The organism is Brevibacterium sp. (genome assembly GCF_031179145.1).
GTDB lineage: Bacteria > Actinomycetota > Actinomycetes > Actinomycetales > Brevibacteriaceae > Brevibacterium.
Map to the genome: position 1 here is coordinate 218,796 of NZ_JAPSIB010000002.1, position 25,053 is coordinate 243,848.

The 25,053-nt window shown below is 66.9% G+C and carries 24 protein-coding genes; 5 read left to right on the forward strand and 19 right to left on the reverse strand.

Features of this window, described 5'->3' with window-relative positions:
• Positions 1-77: 77 nt before the first annotated feature.
• Together radA and RIT73_RS02975 are read left to right on the forward strand one after the other, a co-directional pair.
• Positions 78-1,421: a DNA repair protein RadA gene (gene radA / locus RIT73_RS02970; RefSeq protein ID WP_309130563.1), complete on the forward strand. Its 1,344-nt coding sequence runs from the start codon at positions 78-80 to the stop codon at positions 1,419-1,421.
• 70 nt (positions 1,422-1,491) lie between these two features.
• Positions 1,492-1,884, forward strand: coding sequence for a VOC family protein (locus tag RIT73_RS02975; RefSeq protein WP_309130564.1), 393 nt, complete (start codon positions 1,492-1,494; stop codon positions 1,882-1,884).
• A gap of 22 nt (positions 1,885-1,906) precedes the next feature.
• On the opposite strand, the gene RIT73_RS02980 is transcribed toward RIT73_RS02975, so the two are convergent.
• On the reverse strand, positions 1,907-2,677 hold the full coding sequence (locus tag RIT73_RS02980; RefSeq protein WP_309130565.1) for a hypothetical protein: 771 nt from the start codon (positions 2,675-2,677) through the stop codon (positions 1,907-1,909).
• Between the two features lie 36 nt (positions 2,678-2,713).
• Here RIT73_RS02980 and RIT73_RS02985 point away from each other — a divergent pair, with 36 nt between their 5' ends.
• The gene (locus tag RIT73_RS02985; protein ID WP_309130566.1) at positions 2,714-3,748 is read left to right on the forward strand and encodes an A/G-specific adenine glycosylase; all 1,035 of its coding nucleotides are present in this window, start codon (positions 2,714-2,716) and stop codon (positions 3,746-3,748) included.
• Positions 3,749-3,764: 16 nt separating this feature from the next.
• On the opposite strand, the gene RIT73_RS02990 is transcribed toward RIT73_RS02985, so the two are convergent.
• The 15 genes from RIT73_RS02990 to RIT73_RS03060 all read right to left on the reverse strand — a co-directional run bounded on the left by RIT73_RS02990 (position 3,765) and on the right by RIT73_RS03060 (position 20,102).
• Positions 3,765-4,349, reverse strand: coding sequence for an amino-acid N-acetyltransferase (locus tag RIT73_RS02990; RefSeq protein WP_309130567.1), 585 nt, complete (start codon positions 4,347-4,349; stop codon positions 3,765-3,767).
• Between the two features lie 225 nt (positions 4,350-4,574).
• Positions 4,575-7,133, reverse strand: a complete 2,559-nt coding sequence (locus RIT73_RS02995; RefSeq protein ID WP_309130609.1) for an ATP-dependent Clp protease ATP-binding subunit — start codon at positions 7,131-7,133, stop codon at positions 4,575-4,577.
• 688 nt (positions 7,134-7,821) lie between these two features.
• Positions 7,822-8,166 carry an Lsr2 family protein gene (locus RIT73_RS03000; protein ID WP_309130568.1) on the reverse strand — a complete coding sequence of 115 codons (345 nt, stop codon included), beginning with the start codon at positions 8,164-8,166 and terminating at the stop codon, positions 7,822-7,824.
• Positions 8,132-8,377 carry a hypothetical protein gene (locus tag RIT73_RS03005; protein ID WP_309130569.1) on the reverse strand — a complete coding sequence of 82 codons (246 nt, stop codon included), beginning with the start codon at positions 8,375-8,377 and terminating at the stop codon, positions 8,132-8,134. Before RIT73_RS03005 ends, RIT73_RS03000 begins: the two co-directional genes overlap by 35 nt.
• Positions 8,377-9,936, reverse strand: a complete 1,560-nt coding sequence (gene lysS / locus RIT73_RS03010) for a lysine--tRNA ligase (protein ID WP_309130570.1) — start codon at positions 9,934-9,936, stop codon at positions 8,377-8,379. The genes RIT73_RS03005 and lysS overlap by 1 nt, the downstream gene beginning before the upstream one ends.
• A gap of 53 nt (positions 9,937-9,989) precedes the next feature.
• On the reverse strand, positions 9,990-10,874 hold the full coding sequence (locus RIT73_RS03015) for a DUF2520 domain-containing protein (protein WP_309130571.1): 885 nt from the start codon (positions 10,872-10,874) through the stop codon (positions 9,990-9,992).
• Positions 10,871-12,658 carry a PH domain-containing protein gene (locus tag RIT73_RS03020; RefSeq protein ID WP_309130572.1) on the reverse strand — a complete coding sequence of 596 codons (1,788 nt, stop codon included), beginning with the start codon at positions 12,656-12,658 and terminating at the stop codon, positions 10,871-10,873. The genes RIT73_RS03015 and RIT73_RS03020 overlap by 4 nt, the downstream gene beginning before the upstream one ends.
• Position 12,659: 1 nt before the next feature.
• A complete protein-coding gene (locus RIT73_RS03025; RefSeq protein ID WP_309130573.1) occupies positions 12,660-13,178 on the reverse strand; it encodes a PH domain-containing protein in 519 nt (172 codons plus the stop codon).
• Positions 13,175-13,636 (reverse strand): DUF3180 domain-containing protein, encoded by a 462-nt coding sequence (locus RIT73_RS03030; RefSeq protein WP_309130574.1) that lies wholly within the window; start codon positions 13,634-13,636, stop codon positions 13,175-13,177. The genes RIT73_RS03025 and RIT73_RS03030 overlap by 4 nt, the downstream gene beginning before the upstream one ends.
• Before the next feature lie 28 nt (positions 13,637-13,664).
• Positions 13,665-14,555 (reverse strand): 2-amino-4-hydroxy-6-hydroxymethyldihydropteridine diphosphokinase, encoded by an 891-nt coding sequence (gene folK / locus RIT73_RS03035; RefSeq protein WP_309130575.1) that lies wholly within the window; start codon positions 14,553-14,555, stop codon positions 13,665-13,667.
• Positions 14,542-15,417: a dihydropteroate synthase gene (folP, locus tag RIT73_RS03040; protein WP_309130576.1), complete on the reverse strand. Its 876-nt coding sequence runs from the start codon at positions 15,415-15,417 to the stop codon at positions 14,542-14,544. The genes folK and folP overlap by 14 nt, the downstream gene beginning before the upstream one ends.
• A 1-nt stretch (position 15,418) precedes the next feature.
• Positions 15,419-16,036, reverse strand: coding sequence for a GTP cyclohydrolase I FolE (gene folE / locus RIT73_RS03045; RefSeq protein WP_309130577.1), 618 nt, complete (start codon positions 16,034-16,036; stop codon positions 15,419-15,421).
• Positions 16,036-18,120, reverse strand: a complete 2,085-nt coding sequence (gene ftsH, locus RIT73_RS03050) for an ATP-dependent zinc metalloprotease FtsH (RefSeq protein ID WP_309130578.1) — start codon at positions 18,118-18,120, stop codon at positions 16,036-16,038. The genes folE and ftsH overlap by 1 nt, the downstream gene beginning before the upstream one ends.
• 130 nt (positions 18,121-18,250) lie before the next feature.
• Positions 18,251-18,802 carry a hypoxanthine phosphoribosyltransferase gene (hpt, locus tag RIT73_RS03055; protein WP_309130579.1) on the reverse strand — a complete coding sequence of 184 codons (552 nt, stop codon included), beginning with the start codon at positions 18,800-18,802 and terminating at the stop codon, positions 18,251-18,253.
• Positions 18,803-18,881: 79 nt separating this feature from the next.
• Positions 18,882-20,102, reverse strand: a complete 1,221-nt coding sequence (locus RIT73_RS03060) for an MFS transporter (RefSeq protein WP_309130580.1) — start codon at positions 20,100-20,102, stop codon at positions 18,882-18,884.
• Between the two features lies 1 nt (position 20,103).
• Here RIT73_RS03060 and RIT73_RS03065 point away from each other — a divergent pair, with 1 nt between their 5' ends.
• Both RIT73_RS03065 and RIT73_RS03070 read left to right on the forward strand, forming a co-directional pair.
• Positions 20,104-20,235 (forward strand): hypothetical protein, encoded by a 132-nt coding sequence (locus tag RIT73_RS03065; protein ID WP_309130581.1) that lies wholly within the window; start codon positions 20,104-20,106, stop codon positions 20,233-20,235.
• Positions 20,232-21,518 carry an amidohydrolase family protein gene (locus tag RIT73_RS03070; RefSeq protein WP_309130582.1) on the forward strand — a complete coding sequence of 429 codons (1,287 nt, stop codon included), beginning with the start codon at positions 20,232-20,234 and terminating at the stop codon, positions 21,516-21,518. Before RIT73_RS03065 ends, RIT73_RS03070 begins: the two co-directional genes overlap by 4 nt.
• On the opposite strand, the gene tilS is transcribed toward RIT73_RS03070, so the two are convergent.
• The 3 genes from tilS to dacB are packed head-to-tail and all read right to left on the reverse strand — an operon-like array spanning position 21,461 to position 24,997.
• Complete coding sequence (gene tilS, locus RIT73_RS03075) at positions 21,461-22,552, reverse strand: tRNA lysidine(34) synthetase TilS (RefSeq protein WP_309130583.1); 1,092 nt, start codon at positions 22,550-22,552, stop codon at positions 21,461-21,463. The genes RIT73_RS03070 and tilS overlap by 58 nt on opposite strands.
• A complete protein-coding gene (locus tag RIT73_RS03080; protein ID WP_309130584.1) occupies positions 22,539-23,552 on the reverse strand; it encodes a zinc-dependent metalloprotease in 1,014 nt (337 codons plus the stop codon). Before RIT73_RS03080 ends, tilS begins: the two co-directional genes overlap by 14 nt.
• Complete coding sequence (gene dacB / locus RIT73_RS03085; protein ID WP_309130585.1) at positions 23,549-24,997, reverse strand: D-alanyl-D-alanine carboxypeptidase/D-alanyl-D-alanine-endopeptidase; 1,449 nt, start codon at positions 24,995-24,997, stop codon at positions 23,549-23,551. The genes RIT73_RS03080 and dacB overlap by 4 nt, the downstream gene beginning before the upstream one ends.
• Positions 24,998-25,053: the final 56 nt, after the last annotated feature.

Consider the following 25,053-nt stretch of genomic DNA (forward strand, 5'->3'; position numbering starts at 1 on the left):
GTTCCCGGGAGGGAAGTCCTGCCCCGCGTTCCCCTGGCTGCAGCCCTCGTGTCCGTCCCTCGTGCAAGGATGAGGGCATGTCTTTCACCTGCACCGAATGCGGTTACACCTGCGTCAAGTGGCTCGGCCGCTGTCCCGAATGCCAGGCCTGGGGCACGCTTGAGGAGAAGAGCGCCGGCTCTTCCCGAATCAAGACGAAGGTCAAGAAGTCGAGTGGAGCGAAATCGATCACCTCGGTGGACGCCACTCTGGCTCAGGCCAAACCGACCTACGTCTCCGAGTTCGACCGGGTCCTCGGCGGTGGGATCGTGCCGGGCGCTGTGGTTCTGCTCTCGGGGGAACCCGGGGTGGGCAAGTCGACGCTCCTGCTCGACGTCGCCTCCCGCATCGCCCGCTTCGACTCCAAGGTCCTCTATGTGACCGGTGAGGAATCGGCAGGTCAGGTGCGGCTGCGCGCCGAACGCATCAACGCACTCGAAGACACCCTGCTCCTGGCGGCCGAGACCGACCTCGGCGCCACGCTCGGGATGATCGAGGCCGAGAACCCGGTTCTGCTCATCGTCGATTCGATCCAGACCCTGGCCTCCTCCGAGGTCGAGGGAGTGCCCGGCGGTGTGACCCAGGTGCGGGAGGTCGCGGCGGCCCTGATCAGGGAGGCGAAGGCGAGGAACCTGCCCACAGTGCTCGTCGGACACATCACGAAGGACGGATCGATCGCCGGTCCCCGCCTGCTCGAACACCTCGTCGACGTCGTCTGCACATTCGAAGGAGAACGGCACTCCAGGCTGCGCATGCTCAGATCCGTGAAGAACCGGTTCGGGCCCACGGATGAGGTCGGCTGCTTCGACATGACGGAGAACGGGATCCAGAGCCTTGAGGACCCCTCGGGGCTGTTCCTCTCCCGCAGCGGAAACAACCCGCCCGGCACCTGCCTGACGGTGACCCAGGAGGGCAAACGCCCCCTCCTCGTCGAGGTCCAGTCGCTCATCACCCCTGCCGCTGCTGGGCAGACGCGACGCTCGGTGTCCGGAGTCGATTCGTCCCGCGTAGCCATGATGCTCGCGGTCCTCAGCCAGCACATCAAAAAGCTCGACCTGTCCAAATGCGATGTCTTCACCGCCACCGTGGGTGGGGCGAAACTCGCTGAGCCCGCCAGCGACCTGGCGATCTGCCTCTCACTCGCCTCGGCGGCGATGGAGAAGCCCCTCGACGACAGGTTCGTCGCGATCGGCGAGATCAGCCTCTCCGGGGAGATCCGCAATGTCCCGAACCTGGGTCAGCGCCTCAATGAGGCGGCGCGGCTCGGCATCCACAACGCGGTGGTGGCCAAGGGCGCCCTCCGCAACGTGTCGGCGCCGAGTTCGATGAATGTCAAGGAATGCGAGCTGGTCTCCGAGGCGGTCTGCACTCTTCTGGAATGACGGTCTGCAGAGCTTGAGGCAGGTGACCGGAACAGTTGCCGGAATCACAGCCGGGGCGCATCCTAGAGACATGGGCACGACAGTCTTTCCGGCATTTCGGACCACGGACGCGGAAGCCACCACGACTCTGCTGGTCACGCTCGGCTTCGGCGAGCGGCTGACCGTCAGGGATGAGGACGATCCCCGTCAGGTCGTCCACGCGGAGTACGCGCTGGGAGACCGGGGCGGGATCATGTTCGGATCCGTCAGGCACGACGGCTCGGCACTCGACAGCGTGGGCGGCAGCACGGTCTATGTCGTCGTCGACTCCGAGCGGGAAGTCGATCGTCTCTACCAGGAGATCAAGGACTTGGGGCACGCGATCGTCAACCCGGTCGCGACTCAGCCTCATGGCGGACGAGCGTTCGACTTCCGTGACCACGACGGCAACTCCTGGGGCGTCGGCTCCTACCGCGGGGCCTGAACCTCAGTCAGCGGCCGGAGTCTCAGTTCGGCGCCGGGGACTCGGTCTCGGAGTCGCCTTCGTCGGCCCTCTCCGTCTCGGCTTTCTCCTTCTCCGCCTTGCGCTTCTCCTCGGCCTCTTCCTTCTCCTTGGCCTTGGTGGCTTCGTCCTTCTCCAGTTCGAAGCCCACCGGCTTGCTCTCCTTGTCACCGAGCTTGACGACGAGCTCGTACTCCCCCGGACCGAAATCGTCCTTCGTCCGGTTGCAGTTCTTGTCCACCGGGATGCGGTTCCACTTCAGCTGCGCATCCTTCTCGGTCTGCGGCGCGAACTCCGTGGACACCTCCGCGTTCTCGTCGTCGACGGCGCAGTACCTCGAGGACCAGACGACGTCGCCCTCCTTCTTCACGAGGAATTCCTGGTTCTTCGTTCCCACCTCGATCAGACAGGTCACATTGTGATTGTTCGCGATCTTCAGTTTGAACTTCGGCTCTGCGTCCTCTGCGTAGCTCTTCTTGTCGGCCTCCGCGCTGATGGTGACCTTGTCCTCGGCACAGCGCCCGCTCGCCGCGGTCTCATCCGGCACCGGCGCCGTGGGTGTCGGTGACTGCGAGGTCGTGCTCTCGGCCGCGGCGTCGTTCTTCGAACCGCTGATCGCGTTGACGATCCCGACGACTCCGAGCACCAGCAGCGACAGCACCACGAGGCTGAGCACGGCCAGGGTGATACGGCGGCGGCGGTACACGTGAGAAGGCAGCTTCCCGCTAGACTGGCGGGGCTGCCGCGGCTGCGGACCACGATTGGAAGGAGTCATCGCTTTGAGCCTAGGGCGAAGCGATTGCGCATCCAAATGACACACCGGAACACCGCCGAAAACCGACCGCAGAGCGACTTCACCACGGTCGCCGACGACGACATCCGCAGAGTCCGCCGGACGATCATCTCCTGGTTCGAATCGGCCGCTCGCCCACTTCCGTGGCGGGAGGAAGGCACCAGCGCCTGGGCGATCCTGGTCAGTGAGATCATGTCCCAGCAGACTCCCGTGTCCCGGGTCGAACCTCGGTGGCGGGAGTGGATGGAGCGCTGGCCCACCCCGGCGGACCTGGCACAGGCCCCCACCGCCGAGGTGCTCCGCCGCTGGGATCGCCTCGGCTATCCGCGCCGGGCGCTGCGTCTGCAGGAAGCCGCCCGCGTCATCACCGCGGAGCACGGCGGCAGGGTCCCGACCACGGCGGTCGAACTGGAGGCACTGCCCGGAATCGGCGCCTACACCGCCGCTGCCGTCGCGTCATTCGCCCATGCCGAGCGCACCACGGTTCTCGACACGAATATCCGTCGCGTCCTCGTCCGCCTCTTCGTCGGCCGTGAGCGTCCGACCCCTGCCCCGAGCCGCAGGGAGACGGCCTGGGCCGCCCAGTTCGTCCCCGCTGAGCGCCATCAGGAATGGAATGCCGGAGTGATGGAGTTCGGGGCGCTCATCTGCACGGCCCGCAGTCCCCGCTGCGACGACTGCCCCCTCAGCGATCTCTGCGCGTGGAACCGCGCCGGGCGACCCGCCTCGGCGACGAAGCCCTCGTCCCAGAAGTGGGCAGGAACGGACCGACAGCTCCGTGGGGCCATCATGGATGTCCTCAAAGCCGCGCACAGGGACGTCGAGCCGAACTCGGACGACGGTCACACCTCGGTGCCGGTTGATCTGCTCCTCGCACCGACCGCCGAGGTGGATTCCCGGCTGCTCGACTCCCTGGGCCCGGCGACGTCGACGTCCCTGAGCCGGATGCGCGACCTCAGCGCCGACTCGGACCGGGTGTCACGTCTGATCTCCGATCTCGTCTCCGACGGCCTGGCCGAGCGTCACGGGGACAGGCTCGGCCTCCCCCGCTGACGGAGTCGGCGCTCTTCTACAGGTACTTGATCATCCGGGTGTTGCCCAAGGTGTTCGGCTTGACCCGGGCGAGGTCGAGGAATTCGGCGACGCCCTCGTCGGCCGAGTGGAGGAGTTCGATGTAGACCTCGGGTGAGACCGGGATGCCTTTGATCTCCTCGAACCCCAGCGACCGGAAGAAGCCGGTCTCGAAGGTCAGGCAGAACACCCGGTCGACGCCGATCTCCTGCGCATCGGCGAGCAGCTGCCGGATCAGGGCTTTGCCGACTCCCCTGCCCCGGTAGTCCGGGGAGGTCGCGACGGTCCGAGCCTCGGCGAGGTCGCTCCAGATGACGTGGAGAGCCGCGCATCCGGCGAGCATCTCGCTGCCGTCGGGCTGCGGATCGACGACCAGCCAGAACTCCTGCAATGACTCGTAGTAGGTGACGGTGTCCTTGGCCAACAGGATCCGCTGCTCGGCCAACGGCTCCACCAGAGCCTCGATCGCCTTCACATCGCTCGTTCGCGCCCGGCGCAGATACAGCCCGCCGGGAAGCCCGTGACTGTGGTGGTGATGCTGGGACAGGCTGTCGTGGTCGAAGGTGTGCGCGGGAGAGCTCATGGGTTCATTCAACCACTGCCCGCGAACCCGTGACGCATCCGCCGTTCCCCACTGTCTTGTCTCCGGGCAGACGAAAAGGTGGTCACAGACCTGAGGAGATTCCAGGAAGAACCCGGAAATCCCTCAGGTCTGTGACCACCAATCAGCCGTCAGCTCGTGTCGGCAGCACCCGTCGGCAGCTCACGCCAGCGGTCGCGGTCGGTGCGTCACCGGCCGCCGCGCCGGTCAGGAAGCCGAAGCCCCTGGACCGTTGCCGCCGGACGAACCGGAGCCTGCGCCGGCCAGCTCTCCGCCGGACGCGGAGTCGTCCGGTCCCTCGATCGCACGCTTCTCGGTCTCAACGCCTTCGAAGGTGAAGTTCGCCTCGCGACCTTCGCCCTCGACGCCGACCTTGATCGTCTGCCCGCGACCGATCTCCTTGAACAGGATCTTCTCGGACAGCTGGTCCTCGATCTCGAGCTGGATCGTCCGGCGCAGCGGACGAGCACCGAGCACCGGATCGTATCCACGATCGGCCAGGAGGCTCTTCGCTGCGTCGGTGAGCTCGATGTGCATGCCCTGATCCGCCAGCCTGGTGTCGAGGCGGGCGAGGAACAGGTCGACGATCTCGACGATCTCGTCCTTGGCCAGCTGCGGGAACACGATCGTGTCATCGACACGGTTGAGGAACTCGGGCCGGAAGTGCTGCTTGAGCTCCTCGTTGACCCGCTGCTTCATCCGGTCGTAGGACGTCTTCGTGTCACCCTCGACCTGGAATCCCAACTGCAGCCCGCTCGAGATGTCGCGCGTTCCGAGGTTGGTGGTCATGATGATGATCGTGTTCTTGAAGTCGACCTCACGACCCTGCGAATCCGTCAGACGTCCGTCTTCGAGGATCTGCAGGAGGGAGTTGAAGATGTCCGAGTGGGCCTTCTCCACCTCGTCGAAGAGGACCACGGAGAACGGCTTGCGGCGCACCTTCTCGGTCAGCTGACCGCCCTCTTCGTAGCCGACGTAGCCGGGGGGCGAGCCGAACAGACGCGAGACCGTGTGCTTCTCGGAGTACTCCGACATGTCGAGGCTGATGAGCGAGTCCTCATCCCCGAACAGGAACTCCGCCAGGGCCTTGGCCAGCTCGGTCTTGCCCACGCCGGTGGGTCCGGCGAAGATGAACGAGCCCGACGGTCGCTTCGGATCCTTGAGGCCGGCACGGGTCCGGCGGATCGCCCGGGAGATCGACTTGACGGCGTCGTTCTGACCGATGATGCGCTTGTGTAGCTCGTCTTCCATCCGCAGCAGTCGCGAGGACTCCTCTTCGGTGAGCTTGAAGATCGGAATGCCCGTGGCCGAAGCCAGCACCTCGGCGATGAGATCGGCGTCGACGATCGACGACGTCTCCTTACCGCCCTTGCGCCATGCCTCGGTCTGCTCTTCCTTGTCCTTGACCAGCTTCATCTCGGCATCCCGCTCAGAGGCGGCCAGCTCGAAGTCCTGGGCATCGATGGCGGCTTCCTTGCGGTGCCGGGCCTTGAGGATCTCCTCCTCCAGGTCCCGGATCTCCTGCGGCACCGACAGACGCGAGATGCGCAGCTTCGCACCCGCCTCGTCGATGAGATCGATCGCCTTGTCCGGCAGGTAGCGGTCGTTGACGTACCGGTCGGACATGTTCACCGCGGCCGAGAGAGCACCCTCGGTGATGGTCACCTTGTGGTGTGATTCGTACTTGTCGCGCAGACCCTTGAGGATCTCGATCGAGTGCGCCAGCGAGGGCTCGGGCACCTGGATCGGCTGGAAGCGACGCTCGAGAGCGGCATCCTTCTCGATGTGCTTGCGGTACTCCTCGAGGGTCGTCGCACCGATGGTCTGCAGTTCACCGCGAGCCAGCATCGGCTTGAGGATCGATGCGGCATCGATGGCGCCCTCTGCGGCACCGGCACCCACCAGAGTGTGGATCTCATCGATGAACAGGATGATGTCACCACGGGTGCGGATCTCCTTGAGAACCTTCTTCAGGCGTTCCTCGAAGTCACCGCGGTAGCGGGAACCCGCCACCAGGGAGCCGAGGTCAAGGGTGTAGAGCTGCTTGTCCTTGAGCAGCTCCGGAACCTCGCCGTTGACGATGGCCTGAGCCAGACCCTCGACCACAGCGGTCTTGCCGACACCGGGCTCGCCGATGAGGACAGGGTTGTTCTTGGTCCTCCGGGAGAGGATCTGCATCACGCGCTGCATCTGCTCGTGCCGGCCGATGACCGGATCGAGCTTCCCCTCGCGAGCGGCAGCGGTGAGGTTGCGTCCGAACTGGTCGAGGACCAGCGAACCGGACGGAGTGCCCTCTTCGCGGCTGCCTGCGGCAACCGGTTCCTTGCCCTGGTACCCGGACAGGAGCTTGATGACTTCCTGGCGGACCCGGCCGAGGTCAGCACCCAGCTTGACGAGAACCTGAGCGGCCACACCTTCGCCCTCACGGATGAGGCCGAGCAGGATGTGCTCGGTCCCGATGTAGCTGTGGCCCAGCTGCAGGGCTTCACGGAGGCTGAGCTCAAGGACCTTCTTGGCGCGCGGAGTGAACGGGATGTGTCCGCTCGGAGCCTGCTGCCCCTGCCCGATGATCTCCTGGACCTGATCGCGGACCTGCTCGAGGGAGATGTCCATCCCCTCGAGTGCTTTGGCTGCCAGGCCCTCACCCTCGTGGATCAGGCCGAGCAGGATGTGCTCGGTTCCGATGTAGTTATGTTTGAGTAGCTTGGCTTCTTCCTGCGCCAGCACCACCACTCGGCGTGCTCGGTCGGTGAACCGCTCGAACATATTCATCCTCCTCGGTCTTGTATTCTTATGAGCGTAACGACGAATCCCCGGGATGTATTGCACGTTTCGCCCTCAGCCGAAACCGTTTGGCTGTGCGCGAAATTGGGTTGCGAGCGGGTAACGCCTGCGACCGCCCGGCGGTCTGCCGCTCGGCTCTGCGCACAAGGCGGGCTGAGCTCAGGAAACGAGGCCGCAGCGAATCATCATTCGCGGAAGTGCTCTTTCTGCACAAAGCATGTGAATGAGCACCGGCCGCGACCACGGTTCTCGATTACCGCAGAAATGCCTCCCGGCAGAGATGATGAAGCTCCCATCGAAGAACAACCGACGGTGACATAATTGTGACTCACCTCACCGATATCGGCACCGATTTCCCGTGACCGCTCCGCCAGGCATTCCGATTCCCGTCCGCGCTGCCATTCCCGTCAGCACTGACATTCCTGTCAGCACTGACATTCGTGGCACCGCTGCCATTCCTGTCACCGCTGTCATTCCTGACCCGGCTGATTTCAAATGTGCGTCACTTCGCACCTCTCACCACTGTTCGGAGAGGACCGTGATTCGGATTGTGCAGAATGCGCCGCAATTCCCTTTGCGGCGGCGAATCCTCCGTGCACTCGGCATTCCGCTCTCCTCGGGTACGCCGAAGGGCCGACGGCAATGCCGTCGGCCCTTCGTCAAACTTCAGTCAGCCGTTGTTCGCGGCTTCGTAGGCCTGCACGATCTCCTGCGGAATGCGCCCGCGATCACCGAGCTGGTAACCATTGGCCTGCGCCCATTCGCGGATCTTCGCGGTATCCCGCTTCGGACCGGAACCACCGGAACCCGAATTCGAGCGACGACCGCGTCCACCGGTATTGGCGACGCGACGGGCCTTTGCGACATACGGAGCGAAGGTCTGGCGCAGCTTCTCTGCATTCTCGCTCGAAAGTTCGAGCTCATATGTGGCCTGATCAATGCTGAATCGCACAGTTTCAGCTGCTTCAGAACCATCAAGATCATCCGTCAGGACGAGTCGCATCTCCCTTGCCATGATCACTCTTTCCATAATCAGATTTGTTCGACTGAGTCAGCTTAACATCTGATTCGGCATTATCGGTGATTTCATTAACTTCATGCTCTGAATAGAATTTCTCGATCTGCTCACGTTCCCTGCGATCTGCGCGCAGGATGTTTCGCATCACGTACCAGAACAGCAATCCCACACAGATCGACGGCAGAAGAGCTTTGATCAGGTCCATCATTAACTCAGCCCTCCCTCGGGCAATTCCGACTTCGCAGAAGCGAGCGGTTTGGTGAAGGGGAAGAGAATGGTTTCGCGGATGCCCAGACCGGTCAATGCCATGAGCAGCCGGTCGAGTCCCATGCCCATGCCTCCTGTCGGCGGCATTCCATGTTCCATGGCGGTGAGGAATTCCTCGTCCAGGCCCATGGCCTCATCATCGCCGCGGGCCGCGTCGGCGGCCTGGGCTTCGAACCTCTGCCGCTGGATCACCGGATCGACCAGCTCGGAATAGCCTGTCGCCAATTCGAATCCGCGCACATAGAGATCCCATTTCTCCACGACCCCCTTCTTCGTCCGGTGCTCGCGCACCAGTGGGGAGGTGTCGACGGGGAAATCGGTGACGAAGGTCGGCGCCCACAGCTTGTCGCCGTAGAAGTGCTCCCACAGCTCTTCGACATATTTGCCGTGCGATCGGAACACTCCGCTCAGATCGACTCCGTTGTCGGCGGCGATCCGGTCGAGGACGTCGAGTCCGGTCTCCGGGGTGACCTCGACGCCGGATTCCTCGCTCAGGGTCTCGTACATGCTGACCACGGCCCAGTCCCCACCGAAGTCGTAGTCGGTTCCGTCCTCCAAGGTCACGACCAGGGAGCCGGTGGCGTCCTGCGCGGCATTCTGCACGAGGGTCTTCGTCAGGTCGGCGATCGAGTGATAGTCGCCGTAGGACTGGTAGGCCTCGAGCATCGCGAATTCCGGGGAGTGCGTCGAGTCGGCGCCTTCGTTGCGGAAGTTGCGATTGATCTCGAAGACGTTCTCGATTCCGCCGACGATCGCGCGCTTGAGGAACAGTTCGGGTGCGATGCGCAGGTACATGTCGATGTCGTAGGCATTCATGTGCGTCTTGAAGGGCCTCGCCGAGGCTCCTCCATGCATGACCTGCAGCATCGGCGTCTCGATCTCGATGAAGTCCTGCTCGGCGAAGGTCCGGCGCAGCGAGCTGACGACGGCCGCCCGGGTCCGCATCGTGCGCCGGGCGGCTTCACGTGTGACGAGGTCGAGGTAGCGCTGGCGCACCCGGGTGTCCTCGGCCAGTTCCGTGTGCAGTCCCGGCAGCGGTCGCAGCGCCTTGCTGGCCATCGCCCAGGAATCGGCGAGCACGGACAGCTCACCCCGCTTCGACTTGATGACCCTGCCGTGGACGAAGATGAAGTCACCCAGGTCGACATCGGTCTTGAAGTCGTCAAGCCGTTCCTGGCCGACCTCACGCAGGGACAGCATTCCCTGCAGGCGCGTCCCATCTCCGGACTGCAGGGTGACGAAGCAGAGCTTGCCGGTCGTGCGGACGAAGACGACACGACCGACGACTCCGACGATGTCGTCGGTCTCGTCACCGGCGTCGAGATCGTCATGGGCGGCGTGCACCTCGGCGAGGGTGTGAGTGCGCTCGACGCCGACCGGATAGGCTTCGACACCGGAGTCCAACAGCCTCTGCCGTTTGTCCTTCCGAATCCGGATCTGCTCCGGATCGAGGTGGTCCGTCGAGGGGTCCGTGAGAGTGTTCGACTCAGTATCTGCCATGCGGTCAAGGCTACCGTGGTCCCCGCCCCCGGCGGAATTCGAGGCTCCCGCACTCAGCCCAATCGGCTCAGGAGCTCCTGGGCCTGTGCCTCGGTGATCCGGCCCAGGCTCAGCGCCTTCGCGGTGGTCGACCGGGCCAGGGCGCGGTAGCTGTCGCGGGCCGCCGGCGAGGACACGCTGAGGCTGTATTCGCCGAGTGCGGCGAGGTGGGCCTCGACCGTTCCGACGTCACCGCGGCTGACCGGCCCGGTCAGTGCCTTCGCACCGTTCTGCAGGGTGTTCGCGGCACTCGCATCGACGAGCGCTGACAGCACGCGGGACGCGTCCTCGACCCCCACCTCGGCGAGCATCTCCATCGCTTCGCTGATGATCGTGATCGTATGGTTCGACGCGTGCGTGATCGCGGCGTGGTAGAGGGGACGGTCCGCCTCGGCGATCTCGATCGGTTCGGCGCCCATCTCCACGACCAGCGCCTCGCCGACGGGGCGGATCGGGGCGGGAGCTGTCACCGCGACCGTCGAGCGCCGCAGCCGGGGCAGGTCCACCTCGGTGCCGGTGAACGACAGCGACGGGTGCAGGGCGATGGGAAGCGCGCCGAGGCGGGTCCCGGCCTCGAGAACGTCGGTTCCGTGCCGGCCCGCGCAGTGGATGAGGATCTGCCCCGAATGGATCCGGCCCAGCTTCGCCAGTCCGCCCGTCAAGGATGCGATCTCATCGTCGGGGACGGCGAGGAGCAGCAGCTCGGCGCGCTCGGCGATGTCGTCGGGCGGCAGGACCGGAACTCCGGGGAGCATGTCCTCTGCTCTCTCGCGACTGGCCGCCGAGGTCGCGCTGACGCCGATGATCGCGTGTCCCGCCTGCCTCCAGGCGGCGCCGATCACGGCTCCGACCTTTCCGCAGCCGATGATTCCGATGCCGAGTCGGGGCGCGTCGGTCACTGGTGGTTCTCCGTGAACTCTCGGGCTTCGGCGTCGAAGCGCTGACGGGCGAGACGAGTGCGCTCCGCGTGCTCGCGGAAGAAGCGCAGGGCGTGGTCCCGGGACTGGTGGGTGACCCGCGGGTTGATCGGCCCGGCCGTGGAGTGCACGGCGACGGTTCCCAGGCCGAGGGCGCGCTGCAGCGGCCCCTGCCGGTACTGCATCGACTGGACGCGTTCGTGCGGCACGAAGTCGACGCGACGCTCGAGCGCCCCCAGGCGCAGAATGAGCAGCGCCGAGGTCAGCGTATAGGCCCTCCGCTTCCACACCACTGGGTCGATGATCCGGCTGGAGGGCGGCTGCCCGTGGAACAGGGCTTCGGCGGCGGGCGCCTCGGGGTCGGTCGACTTGCGGTCGAACATCGCGGAGAGGATGAGGCTGCGAGCGCTGACTCCGTCCTCGACCTGCGGTTCGGGCAGGGCCAGGCCGATCATCAGAAGCGCCTGATCGATGTCACCGACGGGAAGCAGCAGATTCGTGTCCGCTGCGTCTGAACCGCTGGCGATGTTGTACTCGGCCTTCCACCATCCGGTCAGACGCCACAGGAGCGGCTGGTGCAGGCTGACCGCCTGCACCCGGTCGAGGGGAATGACCTTGCGGGAGGTGGAGAACAGCCCGTGGCTGACGGAGAGACCGGATTCGGTCATCCTGACCACGAAGTTCGCATTGCCCAGGTCCTTCTTGACCACGGCGCCGGCGGCGAACAGTCCGGGCAGCACTCCGAAGAACAGCGGAACGGCGACCTCGGTGAGTCCGAGGACGAACAGGACGCCGACGGCGACGAGCAGCCCGAGGAAGATGAGGACGGTGATGAGCGTCTCGGTCTTGAGCAGGGAGGCGGCGACCACTCGGTGCACGGGGACGCGGATGATCTCCCCCTCCCGTCCCAGCTCGGTGGTGACCTGGTAGGGCGCGAGCATCGAGTTGAGGCTGTCCTCGACCTCGCTCGCCGCGCCGCCGGCGATCGCATCGAGCCTCTTGGTCAACCGCACGCCGATGCTGTCGCCGCGGCGTTCGGGCACCGAGAGGTCCACCGGCGGCGCATCGACCGACGCGGCGTCGGGCCCGTCCCCTGCGACCCCGGTGGCGGTGACCCCGGTGGCGGTGTCCCCGATGGCGCTGTCTGCCGCCGGGGCCGAGGGCGCACCCCGGTTCTCCTTGACGTCCCGGACGGCGCCCAGCAGCTCGTCGCGCAGGACCTCCGCCTTCCGCCTGCTCAAGTACTTCAGCGACACGTTCGAGTCGCTTCCACCGGCGACGTCGAAGACGAGTTCGGCCAGGCCGAACAGGCGCGGCAGGAGCTTCTGCTTGAGGTCGATCGACTGGACCCGGTCCAGCCGCGCCTTGCGCTGCTTCTTGACCACGAGTCCGGACCGGGCATAGAGCGCATCCTCGTCCACCCGGTACCCCATCACCTTCCACGCCAGCCAGCTGCAGACACCGGCGACGAGGACGATCAGGATGATCGCCCCGAGCCCGGCCAGCAGGATCAGTGGGTGGGAGCGCAGCCAGTCCGCGGCGGTCAGGTCGACGCCCTCCCCCGTGGCGATGCCCTCGAGGGCGCCCTGGATGAAGTCCTGCGCGGCGTAGGCCGCGGCGATGACGATGACGACGAGCACGCCGAGGCTGTTCATGATCGGCGTCAGCGGGTGCACCCGGTGCCAGACCTCGGGTGCCGCCACAGCTTCGCGGGTCTCGGCGCTCTCGGGGGTCGGCTGTTCTCGGTCGGTGAACTCGGCAGGCATCTCAGAGCCCCGCGAGATTCGCCTGGCCGAGGCCGGCGAGACTGTCGCGCAAACGCTCGGCCTCGTCCCTGGGCAGTCCCGGGATGTTCGCGTCGGTGCTCGCCGAGGCGGTGTGCAGCTTCACCGAGGCCAGGCCGAACATGCGGTCCACGGGACCGGCATCGACGTCGACGAACTGCAGGCGGCCGTAGGGGACGACAGTGGTGCGGTGGAACATGATCCCACGCCGGATGAGCAGGTCGTCCTCGCGTTCGGCGAAGCCGATGGCTTTCGCCTGGCGCAGCGTGATGACGGCGATGATGACCGTGAGCAGGGCGATGCCGATCCAGATCAGATGGAGCCAGGTCAGCTCGTCGAAGATGATGGCCAGCACCAGGCCCGCGATGATCACGGGAATGGCCAGGAACAGCATCCCGACGATCTCCTTGAGTCCGTATCGGGGACTCACCCGGTTGAAATCGGGGAAGTCGGCGCGCTCAGCGGCCTCGGTCGGTGGGGATGGGTCGGGGGTGGTGCTCATGCGGGTTCGGCTCCTGGGGGATCTTGGGGAGGAAGGGCGCAGAAGCTCTCGACGATCAGACCGACGATCATCAGTGTCGCCGCTGCGACCATTGCGATCAGCATACCTGCCGCCAAATCGTTGCGGATCCCCGGCGCCGACAGGAAGTAGTAGGCAGCGTTGCCCAGGTACCAGCCGGCCAGCCCCGCCCCAGTCAGGGCACTGGCCTTGGCCATGACTGCGACCCGTGCGGCCTGCAGGGGGTCGATCTCCCTGGTGCGGTCGCCGTCGTTCCACTTCTTGATCGGGTAGCCGAGCACCAGCAGCACCGCGGACAGGACGAGCATTCCGAGGATCGCGAACCAGGGCAGCCCGGGCAGGGTGAGCCCTTGGCTCTCCAGCAGCACATCGATCACGGGCGCGATGACGGCGCCGACGGCTGCCCAGATGACCAGGTTGCTCGAAGAGGTGCGCTGCATGATCCCTAGTCTCCCAGAAGTCGCCGCGTCATTCTGCGGGCAGCCGGGATATTTCCTGATCACCGACGGTCTCGAGGACCTCAGCGATCGGCGTTCGACCCGCGGGGGTGAGCACGAGCGCCTCGGGGTCGAGCTCGGCCCAGGGAGCGAGGACGAAAGCGCGTTCGTGCGCGCGCGGGTGGGGCAGGATGAGCGTCTCCGTGTCGACGACGAGCTCCTCTCCCCCGACCGCGAAGCGGATGAGATCGATGTCGAGCGTGCGCGGGCCCCAGCGCAGCTCCCGCGTGCGTCCGCAGGCGACTTCGATGCCCTGCCCGACGGCGAGGAGTTCGTGCGCGCGAAGGCTCGTGTCGACGATGACGCTGAGGTTGCAGAAGTCGCTCTGCTCGACCCCGCCCCAGGGTGCGGTGCGATAGACGGAGGATCGTCTGCGCACCGAGATCCGCGGGTGCCTGTCGAGGGCGTCGACTGCTTGTTCGAGGGTGGCCGGGGCATCGCCGAGGTTGGCCCCGAGACTCAGCATCGCCTCAGCGGTGGTGGGTTCCCCGGCGCCGATGTCTCCTCGCCTCCGCACGACCGTGACGCTGACGTCGTTGAACGTGCGCTGGATCGGGGCGCTGGGCTTGTGCACGACGACTTCGACGGTCTCGCACAGGGTCAGGCAGTGGTCGGCGATGTGCTCGGCCAGCGTCTCGATGAGGTCGAAGGTGTTGTCCTCGACGATGGCGGCGACCGCCTCGGCGAGGTCTCCGTAGTGAATCGTGTCGTCGATGTCGTCGCTGGCGGCTGCCGCTGTCAGCGAGGTGTGCAGGACGACGTCGATGACGAAGTCCTGGCCTTCGCGCTTCTCGAAGTCGAAGACCCCGTGGTTGCCGCGCACGGTCAGTCCGCGCAGCTCGATCCGATCAGGCGTGCTCATTCTCGTCCTTCTCGCTCTCCGGTGCCGGTCTGTGGGCGGCGATCGCAGCGACGACCCGGCAGGCGACGGCCGAGCTCGCGGGGTCGTGCACGCGCACGGCCCAGGCTCCGGCCTGAGCCGCGATGGCCGAGATCACAGCGGTGGCTTGGTCCTTCGCGGCTTCCGCCGCCAGCGCCGGGTCGTCGGGCGAGAGCAGGCCGGAGATGAATCTCTTCCGGCTGGCCGCGACGAGGAGCCGATGGTCGAGATCGGCGAAGGCCTCGAGTGCGGCCAGGATCTGCCAGTTGTGCTCCGCGTTCTTCGAGAAGCCCAGCCCTGGGTCGACGATGATGTTCTCCGTGCGCACACCCGTCTCGACGGCCTCGGCGATGCGGGCACGCAGCTCCGCGATCACCTCCGCGACGACATCGTCGTAGTGGAACGAGGCATTAGCGCGATCGAGGTAACCGCGCCAATGCATGAGCACGACAGGTGCCTGGGCGCGGGCGGCCACGCCGAGCATGGAGGGATCCGACAGGCCCGCCGACACGTCGTTGATGATCCGGGCCCCGGCCTCCAGCGCCTCCTCGGCGACGACCGCGCGCATCGTGTCGATGCTGATCGCCGCTCCGGCCGCGGCCAGTTCACGGATCACCGGAAGGACCCGGCGCAGCTCTTCGGTCTGGTCGACGCGGACGGCGCCCGGCCGGGTCGACTCCCCTCCGACGTCGATGATGTCGGCGCCCGACCGGAGCAGCTCGAGCCCATGGTCGATCGCCTTGGCCGGATCGAACCAGCGGCCGCCGTCGGAGAACGAGTCGGGTGTCACATTGAGCACACCCATGATCCGCGTGCGCTCGGGGATCTCGGACATCGCTGACATCTCAGCGCAGGATGAGACTCATGGCTTCGGCTCGCGACGCGGGCTCGCGCAGCTGTCCCCGCACCGCCGAGGTGATGGTCGAGGCTCCGGGCTTGCGGACTCCGCGCATCGACATGCACAGGTGTTCGGCCTCGACGACGACGATGACGCCCTGGGGCTCGAGGTGCTTGACGAGGGCATCGGCGATCTGCGCGGTCAGCCGCTCCTGCACCTGTGGCCTGCGCGCATAGATCTCGACGAGGCGGGCGAGTTTGGACAGGCCGGTGACCTTGCCCTGCTTGTTCGGGATGTAGCCGATGTGGGCGACTCCGTGGAACGGCACCAGGTGGTGCTCGCACGTCGAGTAGAGATGGATGTCGCGGACGAGCACCATCTCCTCGTGACTGATGTCGAATGTCACGCCGAGCACTTCGGACGGGTCGCGGTGGAGTCCGGCGAAGACCTCTTCGTAAGCCCGGGCGACCCGGGCCGGGGTCTCGGCCAGACCCTCCCGATCCGGATCCTCACCCACGGCGATGAGGATCTCGCGCACCGCGGCCGCGATCCTGGCCCGATCGACCTTGGCGTCGGGCAGTCCTTCCGCTTCGAGAGCGTCGGACAGGTCATCGAGTTCGGGCATCAGCGCGCGTTCCCCTTGTCGTCATCGTCAGTGTTCGGGCCGTCGATCGGCGCCTCGGTGTCATCTCCCGGACCGACCGCGATCCCCTCTGCCGGTCCGGCAGGCTCGTTCTCCACATCGGAGACCGTCGCAGCATCATTCTCGCTGCTCAGCCGCACTGGTGGGACGATCGGTCCGCGTTCCGAGACCGGACGGTCGTCGCTGGCCAGCCACACATCGCGCTTGGGCCGTTTGACGACCGGGGCGAAGATCTCCGCCAGCTGCGCCTGGTCGAGAGTCTCGCGTTCGAGGAGCTGGTAGGCGAGGTTGTCGAGGACGTCCCGGTTGTGCGTCAGCGCCCAATACGCGTCGGCGTGAGCGGCGTCGATGATGGTGCGGACCTCGCGGTCGATCGTCGACAGGGTGGAGTCCCCGTGCTCGTCGCCGCCGCCCATTCCGCGTCCGGCGAACGGCTCCGAGTTGTCGTCGCCGACCTTCACCATGCCCAGCTTCTCGCTCATCCCGTACTGGGTGACCATCTTGCGGGCGATCTTCGTCGCCTTCTCGATGTCGTTGCTGGCGCCGGTGGTGGGGTCGTGGAAGACGACCTCCTCGGCGACCCGGCCGCCCATGGCATAGGCGAGCTGGTCGAGCAGCTCGTTGCGGGTGGTCGAGTACTTGTCCTCATCGGGCATGACCATGGTGTAGCCGAGCGCACGGCCGCGGGGCAGGATCGTCACCTTCGTCACCGGATCGGTCTGGTTCATCGCCGCCGCGACGAGGGCGTGCCCGCCTTCGTGGTAGGCCGTGACCAGGCGCTCCTTGTCGTTCATCAGCCGGGTGCGCTTCTGCGGACCTGCGATGACCCGGTCGATCGCCTCGTCGAGGATCCGGTTGTCGATCATCTTCGCACCCTCGCGCGCGGTCAGCAGGGCCGCCTCGTTGAGGACGTTGGCGAGGTCGGCGCCGGAGAACCCGGGGGTCCGCTTGGCGACCTGCCCGAGGTCGACCTCCTCGGCCAGGGGCTTGCCCTTGGCGTGGACCTCGAGGATGTGCTTGCGGCCCTTCATATCTGGGGCCTCGACCGGGATCTGCCGGTCGAAGCGACCGGGGCGCAGCAGGGCGGGGTCGAGGACGTCGGGTCGGTTGGTCGCGGCGATGAGGATGACGTTGGTCTTGACGTCGAATCCATCCATTTCGACGAGCAGCTGGTTGAGCGTCTGCTCGCGCTCGTCGTGGCCGCCGCCCATGCCCGCGCCGCGCTGCCGCCCGACGGCGTCGATCTCATCGATGAAGATGATGCAGGGAGCGCTCGCCTTGGCCTGCTCGAACAGGTCGCGCACCCGGGACGCTCCGACGCCGACGTACATCTCGACGAAGTCCGATCCGGAGATGGAGTAGAAGGGCACTGCGGCCTCACCCGCGACGGCCTTGGCCAGCAGGGTCTTACCGGTTCCCGGCTGCCCGTAGAGGAGCACGCCCTTGGGGATCTTGGCGCCGACGGCCTTGAACTTCTCGGGCTCGGCGAGGAATTCCTTGATCTCCTCGAGCTCCTCGAGGGCCTCGTCGACCCCGGCGACGTCCTTGAACGTGACGTCGGGGTTCTCCTTGCTGACGAGCTTGGCCTTGGATTTGCCGAAGTTCATCATCTTCCCGCCGCTCATCTGCGAGATGAGGAACCAGAACACGACGAAGATGATGACGAACGGGATCAGGGTTCCCAGCAGCGACATCAGCCAGCTCTGCTGCGGGACCTCGTCTGTGTATCCCTTGGGCGGCTCGGCCTGGTCGACGGCGTCGACGATCGCCTCACCGCGCTGTTCGACGTAGAAGAACTGGACCTTCTTGCCGAAGTCGGTGCCGTCGACGACGAGATCGTCCTTCAGGGTCAGATCGACGCGCTGATCGCGGTCGACGATCTTCGCCTGCTCGACCTTGTCGTCCTCGAGCAGCTGAAGGCCCTGCTGCGTGTCGATCTGGCTGAATCCGACTCGGCTGAAGAGCAGAGCTCCGATGGACACCACGAGGAGTGCCATCACGATCCAGATCAAGGGGCCTTTCGTCGCCTTGTTCAGAAATGGGCGACGCTTATTCGACTCGGCCATAGGTCCTCTCTGGAATTGATGTGGGCGGCCTGTTCAGGCTGCCGCGGCTGCCTGAGAACATCCCCCACAGCCTAGTCCCTGTCACTGGCAAAGCGGGAATGCGCTCCTGCGCCTTCCCGCCCGCCCCCGCTCAGCTGTAGACGTGCTGGGCCAGGGTGGCGACGAAGGGCACGTTGCGGTACTTCTCGGCATAGTCGAGTCCGTAGCCGATCACGAACTCGTTGGGCACGTCGAAGCCGATGTACCGGACGTCGATGTCGACCTTGACGGCTTCGGGTTTGCGCAGCATCGTGCAGATCTCGACGGTCGCGGCTCCGCGGCTGCGCAGGTTCTGCACCAGCCAGGACAGGGTCAGCCCCGAGTCGATGATGTCCTCGACGATGAGCACGTGCTTGTCGGAGAGGTCGGTGTCGAGGTCCTTGAGGATGCGGACGACGCCCGAGGACTTGGTTCCCGAGCCGTAGGAGGACACCGCCATCCAGTCCATCTTCACCGGAGAGTGCAGGGCCCGGGCGAGATCGGCCATGACCATCACGGCGCCTTTGAGAACACCGACCAGCAGGATGTCCTTGTCCTTGTAGTCTTCATCGATGGCGGCTGCCAGTTCAACGAGTCGTGCGGCTATCTGCTCTTCGGAGACCAGTACCTTTTCGATGTCACTGCCGAGATCGTTGATGTCCACGTCTGCTCGATTCTCCTTGCTGGGGGCGGGTGTTCCTTCATTATGAGTCACGACCTGGCACAACTGCCAACGAGCACAGTCACAGCTCTTCGTCGACGCTGCCCGGTGAGGCCGCGAGCACTCCGGTCACGCCCATGAGGATGCAGACGACGATCATGAACCACAGCGGCGCGGCCCATCCCCCGGTGAGTCCGAGCAGCCCGCCCACGATCAGGGGGCAGACGGCGGCGAGGACATATCCGACGGGCTGGACGAATGCCGATGTCCGCGCCGTCACGGAGACCGCCCGGGTGCGGGCGGTGATGAGGGCGAGCGCGGCCGGGAACGCAAAGCCGCCGTAGGACAGCAGTGCCGCCCACAGCGCGGGGAGGGTGGCGGGCATGAGGAGCAGACCGAGGTAGCCCAGGGCCGCGGCGACGGCGAAGCTGGCGAGCACCGTGCGCGTCCAGAGGCCGCGGGCCACGATCTGCGGGGCGATGAAGCCACCGGGGATGCCGCTGAAGGTGACGATGGTCATCATCACTCCCGCCATCACCGGATCGAGTCCGGCGTCGCGGTAGATCTGCGGCAGCCAGCCGAACTGCACGTAGGCGTTGACCGACTGCAGCCCGAAGAACATCGCCATGTACCTGGCTTTGGAGGAGGTGTAGATGTGCCGCCGAGGCGCGTCCGACTCCGGCGCCGAGGTGGCGGAGGCGTGCAGCCGGGGCACCGAGTGCGCCGCCCGCAGGGCGACCCAGGTGATGAGGCCTGCAATGGGGATGAGCGCCCAGAAGCCGAGTCCGAGGCGCCACGTGGAGAAGTGCTGGGCCAGGGGCGCGGTGAGCAGGGAGGGGAACATGGCGCCCAGTCCCAGCGAGACGGTGAATACGGTCGAGCCCAGCTGCCCGCGGTCGGGGAACCGGGCCTTGACGTAGACGGGGAGCACCACGTTGCCCACGGCCATCCCGATCAGGGCGAGCACGGTCAGCAGAGCGAACCCGGTCCAATCGGCCACCAGCGATCGGACGATGATTCCCGCCCCGATCAGGGCGCAGGACACAGCCAGGGTGGTGAACAGGCCGAGCCGGCGCAGTAGGGGGATGGACACGAGCCCGAACCCTGCGAAGCAGAAGCCGGGCAGGGCGGTGAGCAGCCCGATCTGCCATTCGTGGAGGGAGAAGGCGGTCTGCACCTCGGCGAGCACCGGGCCGAGAGAGGTCGCCGCCGGCCGCAGGGAGGCCGCGATGAGGATGAGGCACAGGAGGGCGAGTGCGTCGAGTCCACGGCTGGTCTTCAGTTCGTGAGGTGGCTGCGACATCATGACCCTCATCCTGTCAGATCGGCTGAGCCGGTTCGCCATCGGCCCTGGCGCGGCTCGCGGTGTTCCCCTGCGGCGGCTCGCCGAGGCGATACCCTTGGTCTTCGGATCCCCTGCCGACCTGAGGACGTGAATTTGACGCTCACCGATGTGCGACTCTTCCCCCGCCACCACGACGACCCCGCCGTCGACGTCGAGATCGCCGACGGGCGGATCGCCGCGATCACCCCGAGCCGCCGGAACGATCGCCGGCCGGACGACGGCCGCGGCGAGGACGAGAGCCGCAGCCACCTGCGCGAGGAGTCCGAGCACATCGACGGTCGTGGCCGGCTGCTGCTGCCGGGGCTCGGCGACGTCCATGCCCATCTCGACTCGAACCGGATGGGCCAGACCTTCCGTCCGCACACCGCCGACGGCACCCTGCACGGCTACATCATGAACGACCGCGCGAACTGGCGCCACGGCGAACGCAGCGTCCGCGACCAGGCCTCCTACGCGATCGCTGCGATCATCGCCTCCGGCGGGACCCGCATCCGCTCCCATGCCCAGATCGACGCCGACTGCTCCCTCGACCGGTTCGCAGGTGTCCGTGACGCCCTCGCCGCCCACGCAGACGTCCTCGACGCGCAGCTCGTCGCCTTCCCGCAGGCCGGAATCGTCCGCGAGCCCCGGGTCAGGGATCTCCTCGACGCGGCGCTGAGCGAAGGGGCCGATCTCGTCGGCGGGCTCGATCCCCTCCAGTACGACCGGGACCCCGTGAGACATCTCGACATCGTGTTCGGCCTCGCCGAGAAGCACGGCAAGGGGGTCGACATCCACCTCCACGAAGGCGGCAGCGCCGGCGCGTATTCGATCGAGGAGATCGCCCACCGTACGAAGACGCTGGGCCTCGAGGGCCAGGTGACGATCTCGCATGCGTTCGCCCTGCACACGAATCCCGAGTCCGAGGTCCGCCGCCTCGTCGAACTCATCGCCGAGGCGGGGATCTCGTGCACGACGGTCGCTCCGTCCAAGGGCGCACTGCCGCTGCGTCTGCTCGCCGAGCACGGGGTGGCGGTGGGTCTCGGAGAGGACGGACAGCGCGACTACTGGAGTCCCTACGGGGACGGGGACCTGCTGCGCCGGACCTGGCAGCTGGCCTTCACGAACAGCTTCCGGCACGATGAGGACATCGAGGCCTGCCTCGACGTCGCCTCCCGCGGCGGGGCGCAGGTGATGGCCGGGACCCGGCCTGCGGGGCTGCCGCTCACCGAGGATGCGGACTTCGGTCTCGCGGTCGGGGCGCCGGCGGACTTCGTCCTCATCGATGCCGACACGGTCACCTCGGCGATCATGGACACACCCCGTGACCGGGACGTCTACAAGGGCGGGGTGCTCGTCGCCTCCGGCGGTCGGCTCCTCGGCGGGGTGCGCTGAGACCGCCCGGCGCGCTCGACGTCGCGGAAGCTCAGCCGGTCGCGGTCGACCAGCGCTTCGGTGTCGCCGGGCAATGACAGGCGCCCGCGGGTGCGACTGCGCACGAGACGGCACAGCGTCGCGATCCGGTCGGCACCGAAGCCCTGCGCGGGCACACCCAAGGACAGGAGCCAGGAGCGCAGTGCCCGGCTGAGGATCGCCTCGGGCAGGTCCCGCAAGGGTATGAGGTCGATCTCCCGGCGCTCGGCGAGCTCGGCGGCAACCGTCCAGGCCACCTCATCGAGGCAGTCGGCGTCGGCGCGGCAGAGATCGGCCGTCCGGGCCAGATTGGCGGCGAGCGGCTGTCCCAGTTCACGTTCGAACCGCTCGACGAGGCCGCGCGCCCGCACCCGCGCGAACGCGGGATCGGTGTTCATCGGGTCGTCCCACACCTCGATGCCCTGCGCCCGGCAGGAGGCTTCGGTGTCGCTGCGGTCCAGGCCCAGGAGCGGGCGGAGGAGACGAGCCGTGCGCGGCGCCATTCCCGCCAGCGACCGTGTGCCCGATCCGCGCAGCAGACCGAGCAGAACGGTCTCGGCCTGATCGTTTCTCGTGTGCGCAGTGATGATCCACTCGGCGCCGACACGCTGCCGGACGTTCTCGAGAACGCCATAGCGTGCCTCTCGGGCCGCCGCCTCGAGGCCTTCGACGCCGGCACTGACCTGCACGGCGATGGTCTCGGCCGGCACACCCCAGCTCTCAGCGGTCGTGCGCACGCGCTCTGCCACCGCGGCGGAGGCGGACTGCAGTCCATGGTCGACGGTCACGGCGCGGGCGCTGACCTCATCCCTGCGGTGGAGGAAGGCGCACGCGTGCAGGAGCGCCATCGAGTCCGCTCCTCCGGAGACCGCGACGATCACGACCGGCGGATTCGGTCCCCGCGAGGCAGTGGCGGCAGTCGCCGGGGAGAGAGCCTCCCGCACGGCGGTGCGGATGGCGGCGCTGGCGGGGTCGAGGGTGGGGCGCCGCTCGGGCGATCGCTCACCCGTGGACACGGTCCAACCACAGCCGCGGCGTCTGGATCTCCGCGCTCGTCGGCAGGTTGCCCGGCTCTGCGTAGATGGCGGAGAACCCGGTCTGCCCGACCTCGCGGCGGACGGCGCGGACGAACTTCGCCCCGTCCCGGTACTGGGCGAGTTTGAGGTTCATGCCCAGCAGGTTCGTCAGGAATCCCTGTCCCGAGTCGCGGCGGGCCTCGAACCGGTGGCGCAGGGTCGCGACGCTGCCGATGACGTCGGCGCCCACTTCGTCCATGACGACGTCGGCGTGCCCTTCGAGCAGGCTCAGTATCGCCGAGGCCTCGTCGAGGGCGGTCCGCATGTCGTCGTCGGTGATGAAGTCGAGCATGCTTGCCTCCCCCTTGACGATCCGCGCGGCAGTGGCGAACAGATCGGCGATGGAGGAGAAGCTGGGGGCCTGCAGCGGCACCGACACGAGGCGCGAGAGCAGTCCGCGCATGTGCTCGCGCAGCCAGGGGGCGGTGGCGAACTGGACCTGGTGAGTGGCCTCGTGGAGGGCGACCCACATCCGGAAGTCGCGAGGGCCGACGTCCATCGCCTCCTCGGCGATGAGCACCGCCGGGGCGATGAACATCAGACGGCCGGTCTCCGCGGCGAAGGGATCGAACTGTCCGAGCACCCGGGTCGAGAGCAGCGACATCACCGACGCCACCTCCACTGCCGCGGCTCCCCGTGCCGCAGGGCCCGGCGGGGTGGGCAGGGCGGAGACGTCGACCATCCCGTTGAGCGACTGCGCGTTGGCCTTGATCCAGCCGAGCTGGTCGAGCACCAGGACGGAGCCGGCGGCCAGCCGGGCACGGACGTCGTCGGCATGGGCGGGATCGAGCAGGAACGAGTCCACGACCAGGTCCTGGGCGGTCAGCGCGTTGTCCTTGAGCCCGCGCACCAGTTCCTGGAGTTCGTCCCGACCGGGGACGCGGGCGGCGGTGACGAGCTCCTTCGCGGCCCGTTCGGCGATGCGTTCGTCGATGATCATCGGCATCCGCAGTTCGCGAGCGCCGTGACGATGTCGTCGATGGTCTTCCGTGCGTCCAATATCTTGCCCTTCTTCACGTGGTCGACCTGGAGGCTGAAGACGAGGTACCGTCCGTCGCGGTCGAGGACCCCGCCGGCCAGGGAGGTCACGGTGGACAGGGTCCCCGTCTTCGCATGCACCTGTCCGGTGGCCATCTCATCGTTCGTGAACCGGTCGCTCAGCGTCCCGGTCAGCCCGCCCACCGGCATCAGGCTGATCAGGGAGGACAGCGAGCCGTCCGCGACGGCGGAGGCCTGCAGGACGGAGGTGAGGTCGTGCGGGGAGATCCGGTTCGCATAGGTCAACCCGGAGGTGTCCTCGAGGTGGGTCTGGCCGAGGTCGACCGTCTCCTCGAGCGCGGCGAGCACCGCCTTCGGGGCGGCTGCGGCGGATCCCGGCTGCCCGGAGGCGATGGCGACCTCCCGGCCGAGCACCTCGGCGACGACGTTGTCGCTGTGGACGAGCGCGTACTCGAGGAGTTCGGAGATCGTCGCGGACTCGACCGCGGCGACGGTCGCGGAGTCCGTGGAGCCCTCGGTCGCGGAGTCCGTGGACCCCGTCGTGGCGCCTGCCTGCGCCGAGGCGGGGCGGGGGTTCTCGGTGACGGTGATCCCGGCGGCCTGCAGCTCCTTGTCGAAGGCCGCGAACGCGTCCTTGGCCGGGTGCTCGCTGCGGGGGCGCCACTCCCCCGTCCCACCGAGGTAGCCGGTGTCGATCATCAGCGGCTGGATCGGCGTGATCACTCCCTTGCCGATGTCGGACCGGGACCAGCCGGGGTCGAAGTCCGGACCCGGATAGCGGCTGGTGTCGAGGTTGAGCTTCACCTCGGCGACTCCTCTGTCCTTGAGGGCCCGGGCGGCCTGAACCGCGAGCGTGCGCAGGCCCGCGTGGCCGACCACGGCGCTCGGCTGCGAGTCGCCTGCGCCGAGCAGCGGGTCACCGCCGCCCTTCAGGGTCAGGGTCGAGGTGGCGGGGTCGAACTCCGCCGAGGTGGTCAGCCGTTCCTGCCCGCCGATCGTCAGCAGGGCCGCCGCCCCGGTCAGGACCTTCGTCACCGACGCCGGTGTGCGGCCTTCGTTCTGTCCCCGGGCGTAGAGGACCTTGTTGCTCAGCGCGTCGCGGACTTCGATTCCCAGGCCCTTGACCTGCGCCGAGGAGAGGATGCCGTCGACGACCTTGCCGACGCCGGCCGGCACGGTTGCGGAATCGTCGAGCGCCGAGGCGGGCGCCGGGACGTCCGATGACACCGCGCGCGGTTCGGGGACGGGCTGGACCTCGATGGGCGGGTCCACGGTGAGAAAGCTCGGAAGCTCGTCGGAGACGTCGAAGGCATCGGCGACGGCGTAGCCTGTCACCGAGAGCGCGAGGACTCCGGCGACGACGCCCGTGGCGATCCGTTTGTTCACGCTCGAACTTCCGTTCTGGTCGTCGGTGGCGTCGGCGGCGATGTGCGTGATCGCCG